This window comes from Natrinema sp. CRL1 (assembly GCF_059162405.1).
The window spans coordinates 114,182-127,674 of the sequence record NZ_JBLVOY010000005.1; the positions used below are offsets into that span (position 1 = coordinate 114,182).

The following is a 13,493-nucleotide window of genomic DNA, read 5'->3' on the forward strand; positions in this document are numbered from 1 at the left end:
CAACGTTTCGCGGTCGAACGGACTGATTCTCTGTCGCGCTCGAGTCACCCGGCCATCGCCAGCGGCGGTTACGGCGGCGACAGAAGGGAGTGTGGGAGTCGGGTGTGGTTAGCAGGTGATCAACTCGACTACCGAGGCGGTTTCATACGGCCGACGGTCTCACGCGTCGATCGCGTCCTTCCAATGGTCGATGTTCCGCTTCGCGTGGACGAGCCTATCGTTGCGTTCGTTCTCGATCTCGATCGTGATCTGGCCGTCGTAGCCGATTTCCGCGAGCGCCTCGTCGACGGCTTCGAAGTCGATGACGCCCGCGCCGAGATCGACGAACGACGTGAGGAACACGAAGAGGCTGTCGTACTGGACGTTCCCCGCCGAAAGGGTATCGACGTGGCTCTGGAAGTCCACGGTCGGGTCGATATCCTTGAGGTGAACGTACGCGATATCGTCCGCGAACCGGTGGATGCCGTCGATCACGTCGCCGTAGGGCTGGTAGTGTGCCGTGTCGTACAACAACTCGAGGTTGTCGGGTGCGCGCTCGAGCCACTCCTCGATCTCCTCGGGACTCTCGATGTGAGACGCGCCGTGATGGTGGAGAACGGGTGTGACGCCGGCCTCGTCGGCGGCCGTACAGATCCGGTCGAGCCACGCGTCGAACGTCTCGTCGGTCTCTTGGCCTCGCGGCGGCGGCAAGATGCCGAGGAACCGAGCGTCGAGTTCGGCCGCGATCGCGGCCCCGTCGACCGCCGCCTCGACGTCTTCCTCGGTGTTGAGCCACCCGGCCATGACACAGTAGATGTCGAGGCCGTTTTCCTCGAGGGAGTCTCGCAGGGAATCGACGCCGATGTAGTTGACTTTGCCGAGACCGATCTCGACGCCGTCGTACCGACAGGCGGCGAAGTCACCGAGACCCTCGGACAATACCTCCGCTGGGTCGTACATGATGGTCGTATAGCCTACGCCCATACACGATGCACGACTGGGCTAAATAATAAATGATGGGGTTTGGTGACGAATGGCAGTTCGGATCGTCGCCGTCGCTACCGGCCGACAGCGACATCGATCGGTCGGTGTGACGACCGCACAAAGCGAGGACGCCGGTCGATCGACAGCGGTCGGACGGTGTCTACATCTCGATGAGGACTTTGCCGTCGACGCGCTCGGAGGCCTGCTGGATCGCGTCGTCGGCGTTCGAGAGGTCGAACGTCGACGTGATCATCGATCGGTTGTCGAGTTTCCCGGCGGCCATCAGCCTGACCACTCGCGGGTAGACCTGCTGGCCGGTGTGTCCCTCCGACCCGTAGAGCTGAGCGCTGTTACCCTGATACTTCCGCAGCGCGATCCCGGGGTCGGAGCCGGCGTTGCTGATATGGACCACGTTCGCGGTCTCCGCGAGGGAGTCTTCGATCGCGGGGTAGGTCTGTGCGACCGCGCCGGCGGTCTCGACGTGGACATCGGCCCCTTCGCCGTCGGTGATCGACGCGATCGTCTCGACCGGATCGTCTTCGATCGGGTTGTAGACGTGGTCGAACCCGAGTTCGCGGGCGACCTCGCGGCGCTCGTCGGACGGTTCGAACGCGATCACCGCGCCCGCGCCGGCGGCCCGCGAGACGTTCATCCCGGTCAACCCGATCGGGCCCGCGCCGTGATAGACGTGGTAGTCCCCGGGCAAGATTCCCTCGGCTCGAGCGAACAGTCCGTGGTACGTGATCGTGCTCGGCTCGATCGTCGCGGCGGCGCGAAGCGCCTCGTCGTCCGTCTCGTAGGTCTCCCGAAGGGCCGAAACGTCCCAGCACAGTTTCTCGGGGACGGCGACGTACTCCGCGAACGCGCCGGGGATGGTAAAGCCGAGCTGCTCGAAGTTCTCGCAGTGGCCGTTAAAGCCCTGTCGGCACATGTTACAGCGCCCGCAGTAGTCCGTGACCTCCGCGGTGACGAGATCGCCCGCCTCGAACAGTTGCGCGTCGTCGCCCGTCTCGACGATCTCGCCGGCGAACTCGTGTCCGGTCACGTTCGGCAGCCGGAGGTACGCCGAGTAGTGGACGTAGCCGTCGTCGTCCGTCTCGAGCATCGAGACATCGCTGCCGCAGATGCCCGCATAGTGGACGCGGACGAGGACTTCGTCGTCGTCCGGCGTCGGCCGTTCCCGTTCGGTGACTCGGAGTTCAGGATTTCGCCACACCTGCGAGGCGTTCATAGCCTTCTTCGATTCGCGCTCGGCGTCGGAAACGTCGTACGCTGCGCGGGGGTCCCACTCAGCGTCCACTACAAGGGATTGCATACCACGTTATTTACCAGCATCCGATATAATAATATCGGAGCCGTCTCGGCTCCGATCGGCAGCTACGGCACTCGATCAAAACGTTCGATTACGGCGACTCGGACTCTGCGGTCAGTCGTCCGCTTCGAGGTCGGCGAGGTCCCACTCGCCGGTGATGATCGCGCCGGAGTCGGGGTTGTCCGGTTCGACGACGGCCTCGACGAACGCGGGACCGTCGTACTCGATCGCCTCCTCGAGGGTCGCGGTGAGGTTTTCGGGCTTGACAACGCGTTCGGAGAAGTCGATGCTGAAGGCCTCGGCCATCTTGACGAAGTCGACGGTGTTGTCCTCGTCGAACTCCGTGTTGAGGACCCGATCCCAGCCGTACTTGTCGACCTGCAGATTGCGAATCGACTTCCAGCCGTTGTTGTTGACCACGAGCCACGTGACATCGATGTCGTGTTCGACCGCACAGGCGACCTCCTGATTGCACATCAGGAAGCTCCCGTCGCCCTCGATGTTGACGACCGGTCGGTCGGGTTCGGCGAGTTTCGCGCCGATCGCGGCGGAGACGCCGAATCCCATCGTCGAGAACCCGCCACAGGAGATGTTCGTCTGCGGATCGTAGACGGGGAACTCGGGGTTCGTGATCTCCTGGGGCTGGCCGGCACTCGAGACGATCATGCCCTCGCGGGGCAGTGCCTCGCGGAGGCTCGCGAGCGCCCGGGAGATACTCATCGGCACCTCGTCGGTGTGGCGCTGTTCGACCTGTTCCTGCCAGTCGGCCCACAGGCGCTGGATCTCGTCGTAGTACTCGTTGTCCTCGGTCGAGACTTCGTCGACGCGCTCGGAGACGGCGTCGTGGAGCTGGTCGGTGACGACCTTGGCGTCGCCGAGGATGCCGACCTCGACGGGGTAGTTCTTGCCGATCTCCGTGTTGTCGATGTCGACGTGGATCAGCTTGCTCGGCGGAATCTCGAAGCTAACACCCTGTTCGAACGACGAGGTGTGCAGGTCCGAAAAGCGACAGCCGATCCCGAGGACGACGTCCGCGTTGCTCGCGAGTTCGTTGCCGGCCGACGAGCCGATCCAGCCCGCGTACCCGACGAAGAGGTCGTGATCCTCGGGGATGATCCCCTTCGCCTGGAACGTCGGAATGACGGGCGCTTGCAGGTGCTCGGCCAGGGCCTGGACCTCGTCCCAGGCCTCGCCGAGCATGCAGCCGCCGCCGGGGACGATCACGGGTCGATCGGCGTCGGCAAGCAACTCCGCGGCCTCCTCGATCGACTCGGGATCACCGCCCGGTCGGCTGTGCGTGCGCGTCTCCTCGGGATCCGGAATCTCGACGTCCGCGGCAGCGCCTTGGACGTCCATCGGGACGTCGACGTGGACCGGACCCGGCCGACCCGTAACGGCGATCTGGAACGCGCGCCGGAGGACCCGCGGGAGCCGTTCGACGTCGCTGACGACGAAGCTCCGCTTGGTTACCGGTTCCATCACGCTCGGGAAGTCGCCGGGTTTCTGCCGGTCGAGTTCCTGCAGGATTCCTTGGCCGTACTCGTGGGTCTGCGGTGCGCCGGTGAAGATGACCATCGGGATCGAGTCGACGTAGGCCGTCGCAGCACCTGTCACGGTGTTCGTCGCGCCGGGTCCGATCGAAGTGAAGACCGCAAGCGGGTCGCCGGACGCGCGGGCGTAGCCGTCGGCAAGGTGGGTCGCCCCCTGTTCGTGGCGCGGCTGAATGACTTCGACATCGGAGTCGTTGAACGCATCGAGCAGGTTCGTACTCCCGTGTCCGGGAATACCGACCAGGTACTCGACGCCCTCCTTTTCCAGATACTGAGCAATAATCTCGCCACCGGTAAGCGTGGGCATGTTAAATGGATTACCACGGCGTGACTTGAATGTTACCCCGCGCACGGTGGCGCGGGGAATCCTACTCTCACGACGGCAGGCTTCCTGTTTCGATGACGTGACTTGCAGACACCTCTCGGAAGTCATCAGCGTCCGTAGCGGTCACAGTCTCCACAGGCATTGATTCGGGCCATCCCAACCCTAATTCAGAAAAGCCGCGTTGAAGCACGTTCATCGACGCGTTCGCATCTCTATCGGTCTCGAATCCACAACTCGGACAGCTGTGTTCCCTAACCCAGATGGGCTTCTGGGTTTCCACACCACACGACGCACACTCCTTCGTCGTCCCTCGCGCCTCAACCTGCACGACGTGCGTGCCGTACAACTCGGCCTTATATTCGAGGAGCGTGATGAACTGTCGCCACGCCGCGTCCTGCTTGTTGCGAGCGTTGCCGTCGCCCTGAAGCATCCTCTTCACGTTGAGATCTTCCACAAACACGGCATCGTACTCTTTAACGAGCCACGTCGTGATTTTGTGTTGGTAGTCCAGTACTTTGCGACGAATCCGGCGCTTCACCTTGGCGACTTCCACTCGTTGTTTCTCGTAGTTGTTCGACCCCTTCTCCTTCCGTGAGAGTTTGCGTTGCTCACGCTGAAGACGGTCGTAATCGTCTTCGAGGTCAAGCCAGTCTATCGTTTTGCCGTCGCTGGTGTGGATATAGTTGAGAATACCAAGGTCAATTCCGACGCTGTTACTCGCGTCCAGCGAGTCCACATCGGGTTTCTCGGGGAGGTTAGCTGCATCGGTTTCCAATCCGAAGGAGACGAACCATTCGCCAGTCGTCTCCTTTTTGAACGTGACTTCTTTGATGATGGCTTCGTCGGGGATTGGTCGGGAGTACCGGATTTTCACCCACCCAATCTTACTGAAGCGGACGTACGCGTACTTGTCGTGGCCCCTCTTTTCATCGAGATCGAAACCAGACTGACTGTACGTCACGCTTCGGTAATCGGCGGGTGATTGCCGCTTGAGCCGACCAACGTTGTATCCCTTCTCTTTCTTCTTGCGAAGGTTTGAGAGGTTGTGGTGGAAGCGTGCGACGGTGGCTTGTGCGGCCTTCGAGTGGAGCTCGCTGAATAGCGGCCACTTGCGCTTCCACTCGGGGAGTTTGTTGTTCTGGTCGTACTCACTCGGCTTGTCGTCCTCTGGGCTATTCGTGTAGTCCCAGCGGACGTGGTTGTAGAGTTGGCGATGAACGTCGAGATGGTGTTCCAGCCTTTCCGCTACCTCTTGTGTCGGGTAAGCGTGGTAGCGGTGACTGTGTTCCATCGCTGTCTCTTTATTAAGAATACATTCACTTAATAGTTTGTGTCGTAATGGTTTGTATCACGAGTTGTCGGCTTCATCTCCGACCACGGTGGGTCGAGGTATTCGCCTCGCAGAAGAGTATAATATTCGCCCTCGAATGTGGGTTTCACCGCTGGCTGACAGTCAGTCCCCTGTCGCGGTCGAAACAAGGGCGACTCCGACAGTGCATCGCGATCACACGCAGCGGTTCACGTCTTGACTCCTCGAGGTCGCCGAAATCGAATTCTGCACCGACCGCCGAGTCGAGCGAGCGGCTCGAGCGCCGGGAGAAAACAACACCGTAGCGAGGTATCGGCCGGTCACAGCGACGGGATGACCTCGTCGTTCATGACCTCGAACAACCGCTCGGGTTCGGGGCTGGTGTTCCCGACGGCGATCCGATCGAAGCCCATCTCGGCGTACTCCTCGAGTTGCGCCGCGATCGCCGAGGGATCGTCGGCGATCAGGAACTTCGATTCGATCTCCTCGCGGGTCGCCTTCTCGCCCTCGGCCTCGATCTCCCGCGGGTCCGACAGCGCCCGGTCGAAGACGTTCTGGGTCGTCGCGTGCCACGGCCGCGTCGCCTCGAGCGCCCGCTCGTAGTCGGGGTGGTACGATGCGGTCACGAGCAGCGTCGTCTCGATCGCGTCCGGATCGTTCCCCTCCTCCTCGGCGTAGCGACGGATCGCGGGGTAGAGCCGGTCGGTGTACTCCTCACCTTTCTTGACCGTGATGAATCCGTCGGCGTACCGCGCCGCGAGCCGGGCGGTGCTCGGCCCGTTGGCCGCGATGTGGATCTCCGGCGACCGCTCGGCCATCGTGTACAACTTGGCCTCGTCGAGGTCGAACCGCTCCCCGTCGAAGGTGACGAACCCGTCCTCGTCGATGCGCTCGCGAACCGCGTCGCTGACCCACTCGTCGTCGCCCCAGAGCGCGCGGATGATCTCGAGGGACTCCTCAAGGCGGTCCCGCCGTTCGGGGTACTCGGGCCAGTCGAAGCCAAGCGGCGTCTCGTTCATCGCCTCGCCGGTAGAGAGCCCGAGCAACACTCGATCGTCGTGGAGGTGCTGGAGCGTTGCAAAAGCCTGTGCGATCATTCCGGGATGGTAGTGGCCTGTCGCAGGCGTCACGCACGTCCCGATCGGGCCCTCGAGCCGTTCGGTGGCGGCACCGAGCCACGACCACGCGAACGCCGACTCCGCCTCCGTGTGGAACCACGGGTGGAAGTGATCCGACGTCCAGACGGTTTCGTAGCCGCTGTCCGTGGCGTGTTCCCCGTATTCTAACAGCGTCGACGGGTCGTACTGCTCCTGATGTGCCATGTAGTCGATTCTGACCATCGTCACCTGACAGTACGGAGGACCGTGCATTAGGTTTTGTGCTCGGATGACCCCAGCGAGCCGAGGAACGCGCGCCGCCTCGAGGAGAACGAGACGGGTGACTCGCGGGAGCGTCGGCAAAGCGTGAGAAGCGAGTTGCCGGTCGGACCGGACAGCCGTCAGGACCGCGTCTTCCGGTGTTCGTCGACGACGTCCCAGTCGAGTTCGATACCGAGGCCCGGCCCGTCGGGGACCTCGATCCGTCCGTTCTGGATGAGCGGTTCGTCCTGCGCGACGAGATCGTCCCACCATGGCACCTCGCGAGCGTGGTACTCCATGGCGACGAAGTTCGGGACCGTCGCGCCGACGTGAGCGGTCGCGATCGTCGCGACCGGGCTCCCGATGTTGTGCGGGATGAGCGCCTGATAGTAGGCTTCGGCCATGTCCGCGATCTTCTTCGTCTCGGCGATGCCGCCGGTCTTCGGAACGTCAGGGGCGAGGAAGTCTACCGCTTGCTCCTCGATCAGGTCGCGGAACCCGTGCCGCCCGTAGCGGTTCTCGCCGGTCAGCAACGTCACGTCGGTCGACTCCTCGAGTTCCACCATCGCGTCGGTGTTCTCGGGCGGGAGTGGATCCTCGACCCACGCGAGGTCGTAGGGCTCGATGGCCCGACAAAGCCGTTCGGCGGTTTCGGGGCTGAAGTTCCAGTGGAGGTCGACCGCGACCTCGGCGTCGTCGCCGACCTCCTCGGTGACGGCCTCGACGACGGCGCGCTTGTGCTCGATCTCCGGCGGATCGAAGTGCCGCGAGAGCGTGTCGATGTCACGGCCGGACGGCACGTCGAGGTCGAACTTGACCGCGTCGAAGCCGTCATCGACCGCGAGTCGGGCAGCCTGGGCGTACGCTTCGGGTTCGTACGTCGTCTCCTCCTGGCCCTCCTCGGCCGAGGAGACCATCGCTTCCCCCGCGTGGCAGTCAGCGTAGACGCGGACCTCCTCGCGGGTCTTCCCGCCGAGCAACTGGTAGATCGGCTGGTCGAGGATCTTGCCGGCCGCATCCCAGAGCGCGATTTCAACGCCGCTGATGGCGATCGTCCCGACGCCCCACTGCGAGCCCCGCCCCGAGAGGCTCTCGCGCATGAGGTTGTAGAGTCGCTCGACGTCGAGCGGGTTCTCGCCGACGAGTACGGGCCTGAGATAGTCCGTGACGATCTCGTGGACGCCCGGCGAAGGGTAGGCCTCGCCGATCCCCGTCACGCCCTGATCGGTCTCGAGCGTGACGATCGTCCACGGGAAGTTGCCGTCGATAACGAAGGAGTCGATATCCGTTATCTCGGCGGTTGGCCCGTCCCGGGCGGGCGTTTCGTCGAAGTCGGTCCACATCGTCGCTGCGAGCGTGGATGCAAAGTCCTCGTACATGGTTTGGTGTCAGCGTGTGCGTCGTCGGCAGTCTGCGGTCGTCTCGAGCGGGTCGACCCAGCGGCGCGGATCGCGCCCGCGACGGGGCCGCGATTTCCGACCGATACGGCGGCTGTCGCATCGGTCTCTCCGTGCGGCCGGACCGGAGCAGTGCAACTCGCCTCGAGCGCGGCCGGTTCCGTCTCCGGCCCAGGGGCTCGTGTCGCAGGCGTTGATAGCGAGTCGCATTATCAACTCGATTGGGGAGATACCTGTTATAACTTCCGGTGGCCGAGACCGGGTGAGGGAGGCGAGTGATCGCTTGGTCGGGACAGCCGGACGGCTTTGCCCCAATCGACCGACCCGGACGGCTGAGCGACGAGACGCCGAGCGATCCGTTACCAGTCGCTCTCCTCCCGATCTATAGCCACTGAAAAGATGTACACACTGATCGCGACGCTGTCATTCGATCAGGTGTGCAATGACTGTCGATGGCTACTATATCCGGTCGCGCGGCGGACCCGTCGAGAAGTCCAATCGTGATCCACCACGCGATCGAACGGGACGACGAGTCACACCGGAAAACGGCGACTGTGACGCCGAAACCGAATCGCTCCGACGGTCGGCGGAGCGATCGTCGCCGCCGACCCGAGAGACGCGCCGATCGTCCGACGGTCACGCGATCGGGTGCACATCGGCTTCGGCGGCCGCATACTCGAGGGTTAGCTGTACCAGCGCTCGATCTGGATGGTTTTCTCGGTGTAGAAGTTGACCGCGTCCTCCCCTTGGGCGTGAAGATCGCCGAAGAACGACGCTTTCCGGCCGCCGAAGTGGAAGAAACCCATCGGGGCGCAGACGCCGACGTTGACGCCGATGTTCCCCGCGTCGACCTCGTACTTGTACTGGCGCGCCTCGCTGCCGGACTCGGTGTAGATCGAGGAGGCGTTGCCGTACTTCGTCGAGTTGACCATCTCGATCGCCTCGTCCAGATCCGCGGCGTCGGCGAGACAGAGCACCGGCCCGAAGATCTCCTCCTGTGCGATCTCCATGTCGGTCGTAACCCCCTCGAGAAGCGTCGGGCCGAGGAAGTGCCCGTCGACGAGGTCCTCCTCGGGGTGTTCGAAGTCCCGGCCGTCGAGGACCAGTTCGGCACCTTCGTCGAGTGCATTGTCGATCAGGTCGAGCACGCGTTCGCGCGAGTCACCCGTGATCAGCGGCCCGACGTCGGTGCCCTCGTCGACACCGGCACCGACGGTGAGGTTCTCGGCGGCGTCGATCAGTTGCTCGCGGAGGTCGTCGTAAACGTCGCCGACGCCGACGACGACGTCGTTAGCGAGACAGCGCTGCCCCGCATTGCCGTAGACGGAGCCGATGACGTTCGGGACGGCGTCGTCGACCGAGGCGTGTTCGGTGACGACGGCGTAGTTCTTCGCGCCGCCCTGTGCTTGGACGCGCTTGCCGTGCTCGGCGGCGGTCTCGTAGACGTGCTTGGCGACGGGAGAACTCCCGACGAAGGAGACGCCCGCGATGTCGTCGTGCTCGAGCAGGGCGTTGACGGTGTCGGCCCCGCCGTTGACGAGGTTGACGACGCCGTCGGGGAACCCGGCCGCGTCGACGGCCTCGAAGATGAGCTGGGAGCTCAACGGAACCTTCTCGCTGGGCTTGAGGACGAACGTGTTTCCGGACGCGACCGCGTACGGCAGGAACCACAGCGGGATCATCGCCGGGAAGTTGAAGGGCGTGATGGCGGTGAACACGCCCAATGGCTGGCGGACGGCGTACTCGTCCATGTCACGCGCGACGTCTTCGACGTTGCCGCTGCCTTCACGCATCATGTTCGGCATGCCACAGGCCACCTCGACGTTCTCGATACCGCGCTTGATCTCGCCGCGGGCTTCCGCGACCGTCTTCCCGTGCTCGCGGGAGAGCGCGGTCGCGATCTCGTCGAGGCGGTCCTCGAGTTCGGTCTTCAGGTCGAAGAGGTACTGTACGCGCTCGACGACGGGCGTCCGTCGCCACTCCTCGAATGCCTCGTCGGCCGTCTGGACTGCATCGTCGACGGTCTCGACGGTCGAATACTCGACCGTCGCGAGTTCGTCTCCCGTTGCGGGATCGAGGACAGGCTGGGACGTCTCTCCGGCGGGCGTGTTCCACTGCCCGCCGACGTAATTGTCGACGTGGTTACGAACGTCTGGTGAAACGGCTCGCTCTCGTTGCTCGGACATACGAATTAGTGCTTGTGGTACGCACACAAATACGTTACGTTCATGATGGTGCGAATTGGAGTCACCCGCTCCAATCGCTGCGCTTCGACGGCGCTGACAGTTCCGCCACTCCACTATCGTGATCGACGAAAACGTTTGAGAGCGTCAAACGACGATTTTTGTTTGACAGACACAAACAATTTAGTAGATTCGTATGTAAGTAGTCCACATGGCAAAGACGACGAAACCGAGAACGATTCAGGCGGTGGGGATCACGCTCGAGATCATCGACTACCTGCACGAACACGACCGCGCGCGGATCACGGAGATCGCGAACGAACTCGGCCGGTCGAAGGGGACGATTCACTGCCATCTGGCGACGCTGCTCGAGAAAGAACACGTCGTGAAAGACGGAGAGACGTACCGGCTCGGGCTGCGGTACCTCGAACTCAGCGAGGGGGTCAAAGACCGGCTCGGAATCTACGACGCCGTCACCGACGAACTGGCCGATCTGGCCGAACAGTCCGACGAACTGGTGCAGTTCGCAACGGAAGAACATGGCCGTGCGGTCTACCTCTACAAAAACGGTAGCGAGCGGGCCGTACAGACGGCCTCGTCGATCGGCAAACGGGAGTACCTCCACTGCATCTCACTTGGGAAGGCGATTCTCGCACACTATCCGCGAGAGCGCGTCGAGGAGATCATCGATCGCCACGGGTTGCCGGAGTATACCGCGAAGACGACCACCGACCGTGAGGAACTCTTCAAGGAACTCGAGACGATCCGCGAGCGCGGCTACGCGTTCGACGACGAGGAGAAGATCGAAGGGCTGCGCTGTGTCGCAGCACCGGTGAAGGCCGGCCAAGACGAGGTGTTCGGGGCCGTAAGCGTCTCGGGACCCTCGAGTCGGATGACCGGCGACCGGTACCGAGAGGAACTGCCCAACATGGTCACCCGCTCCGCGAACGTGATCGGCATCAACGCCAAATTCTCCTGAGGTCTTTCGGTTTGCGACATCCAAACGGTGGCCCACAGGTTCCGTTCATCGGTCTCTATTCGCGGCCGTTCGTCGGTCGGCAGAGATCGTCCGGTATAAGATTGTTCTCGCTACACTGACACCCATCCGATCGCCCCCTGCCGCAGATGCGACTTCTTGATAATGAATAGCGCGGAATCTTAGACTCGATTGGTATCTGGATTTTACAACGCTACGATTGTAACCAGATCTATCGGTTACCATATTCGAAGTAGAGAAGGTCTCCAGCGTGACCCAACCAATTTGACTGTCGCAAACGTTGTTTTATCAGTGTCGAACAACTGTCGGTCAGTCGATCGCGTTAGTCTTGAGCGACCGATCGGCAGTGACTCATGCCTGACCGAAGCCAGATATCTGTCGGCTTCGACAATGTGAGCGATCGGTACGATCGGTGGGTACGATCGGTGCTACCAGATGTATCGCTGATCGGGAAAAGTTCAGAACGTGGCGCACAGCGACCTCACGATCGAAGACGATAGCGTGGCCGCGCGACACGTTAGCGAGAGTGACGGACTGGACTCGATGTGGAACCGGCGAGTCAAGGCGGTTCATTCCCATCGGTTTCGAGTCTGCTTCAGGTGATTCAATACTGTGGTTCCCACACCAGATACTGAACGATTTTCGTGAGAGTCAAACGACAACTAACAACGGGCAGTACCTCGAGATGACTGCATCCTGACAGCGTCATCACCAGAGCACGGTTAAGGGACGCTGTCCGGGAAGGGTACGGCGCTTGTGAAGATGACTGCGGACAGTTTCGAGCAAGACGTATCGCGTCGGGCTCGAAACCCGAACCGCGCCACGTACCATCGCTTGACTTATTGGAATCCGTGGATCCTCAAATCAGGTCTGAATGCCGCGATTCGCGACGAAACCGGAAAACCTCGAGACAATACGAAATCATAATCTGCGACAGCCTCGACGACCCGTGGGCTACGAGTATGGGATCTACTCGCGACGGTCGACTGAGTAACACACCTATGCAGTATCAAGATCGGCTCGGAGACAATTAATTTCGCAAGCTATTTTTGGATGGTAGTATTTTCGTTTCTTATGGGAATCGGTTACACAACAATTATGTACGATAGCGAAGATCTTGAGGACGGCTTCAGCGATATTGCCGCCTGTCGTTACGACGGGGTTGAAATTGGCCTCGAAAAAATCCGGTCGAACGGCCCCAAAGCCGTCAGTGAATTGCTCGAGAAGTATAATCTGGACTTCTACCTCGCAATGAGCGAATGGATTGAGAGCGAGGATGCGGTTCAGAGAGTAATCGACGACATGCCGACCATCGACGACCTTGGGGCCGAATTCATCGGAATACTACCACCGCAACGGGGTCGATACGACGACACAACCGTCGAAGAGTGGCTATCACAGATTACCAACGCGGCTGTCGATGCAGGGGTGAGGCCAGCCATCCATCACCACGGGGCGACAGCCATCGAACAACCTGGAGAGATCCGACATTTCCTCGACGCTATCGACCAACTCGAACTTGTGTTCGACACTGCCCACTACTATCCCTACAGCGATAATTTTCCCGCAGGCGATGTAACTGATGGCATCAAGCAGTTCGCGGACGACATCGCGTACGTTCACCTCAAGGACGTTGATCCAGTCAAAGATTTCGCGGCGAATCGGGATGCCCTCACTGAGGCAGACTTCCACCTCGATAACGTCATCAATTACTTCCGATCATTCACGGATTTAGGTGACGGCATAATCGATTTTAACGCAATCAATACGGCATTTTCAGATGCTGGCTACGACGGGCATTACACTATCGAGATCGAGAATCAGACCAGCCAACCGCTTATCCACGCCAAGGAGAACTATGACTATTGGATTAGATAGTCTTCCGTTTGGCCGGGTTTGCATCCGCGACAATAGAGAAAGTAGACCAGTCCGGATACGGTCTAATTCCTGTTAGTCTGGTCCCAGTACTGTGTGCTGTTCGCTTTCATCTGCGTCCCAGTATCTGTGGTAACCACTGAAACGATTGACACACAGCTCGCGATGCAGTCGTGCGATCAGGTGTACAATGACTTTCAGTGGCTACTATATTCCATGGGTAT

General features: G+C 61.3%; 9 protein-coding genes. 2 read left to right on the forward strand and 7 right to left on the reverse strand.

The window, feature by feature from the left end:
• Window positions 1-159 precede the first annotated feature (159 nt).
• The 7 genes from ACJYUO_RS17255 to ACJYUO_RS17285 form a co-directional block, all read right to left on the reverse strand.
• On the reverse strand, window positions 160-963 hold the full coding sequence (locus tag ACJYUO_RS17255; RefSeq protein ID WP_494346574.1) for a sugar phosphate isomerase/epimerase family protein: 804 nt from the start codon (window positions 961-963) through the stop codon (window positions 160-162).
• Between the two features lie 160 nt (window positions 964-1,123).
• Window positions 1,124-2,278: a scyllo-inosose 3-dehydrogenase gene (gene iolM / locus ACJYUO_RS17260; protein WP_494346575.1), complete on the reverse strand. Its 1,155-nt coding sequence runs from the start codon at window positions 2,276-2,278 to the stop codon at window positions 1,124-1,126.
• A 111-nt stretch (window positions 2,279-2,389) separates the two neighbouring features.
• Complete coding sequence (locus ACJYUO_RS17265; RefSeq protein WP_494346576.1) at window positions 2,390-4,132, reverse strand: thiamine pyrophosphate-binding protein; 1,743 nt, start codon at window positions 4,130-4,132, stop codon at window positions 2,390-2,392.
• Window positions 4,133-4,199: 67 nt separating this feature from the next.
• Window positions 4,200-5,441, reverse strand: a complete 1,242-nt coding sequence (locus ACJYUO_RS17270) for an RNA-guided endonuclease InsQ/TnpB family protein (protein ID WP_494346577.1) — start codon at window positions 5,439-5,441, stop codon at window positions 4,200-4,202.
• Between the two features lie 338 nt (window positions 5,442-5,779).
• On the reverse strand, window positions 5,780-6,829 hold the full coding sequence (locus tag ACJYUO_RS17275; protein ID WP_494346578.1) for an LLM class flavin-dependent oxidoreductase: 1,050 nt from the start codon (window positions 6,827-6,829) through the stop codon (window positions 5,780-5,782).
• Window positions 6,830-6,957: 128 nt separating this feature from the next.
• Complete coding sequence (locus ACJYUO_RS17280) at window positions 6,958-8,196, reverse strand: mandelate racemase/muconate lactonizing enzyme family protein (RefSeq protein WP_494346579.1); 1,239 nt, start codon at window positions 8,194-8,196, stop codon at window positions 6,958-6,960.
• A 701-nt stretch (window positions 8,197-8,897) separates the two neighbouring features.
• Entirely contained in the window at window positions 8,898-10,400 is a 1,503-nt protein-coding gene (locus ACJYUO_RS17285; RefSeq protein ID WP_494346580.1) for a CoA-acylating methylmalonate-semialdehyde dehydrogenase, read from the reverse strand.
• 208 nt (window positions 10,401-10,608) lie between these two features.
• On the opposite strand from ACJYUO_RS17285, the gene ACJYUO_RS17290 reads away from it, so the two are divergent.
• Both ACJYUO_RS17290 and ACJYUO_RS17295 read left to right on the forward strand, forming a co-directional pair.
• Window positions 10,609-11,376: an IclR family transcriptional regulator gene (locus tag ACJYUO_RS17290; RefSeq protein WP_494346581.1), complete on the forward strand. Its 768-nt coding sequence runs from the start codon at window positions 10,609-10,611 to the stop codon at window positions 11,374-11,376.
• 1,092 nt (window positions 11,377-12,468) lie between these two features.
• Complete coding sequence (locus tag ACJYUO_RS17295) at window positions 12,469-13,272, forward strand: sugar phosphate isomerase/epimerase family protein (RefSeq protein WP_494346582.1); 804 nt, start codon at window positions 12,469-12,471, stop codon at window positions 13,270-13,272.
• The last annotated feature ends 221 nt before the right edge of the window (window positions 13,273-13,493 follow it).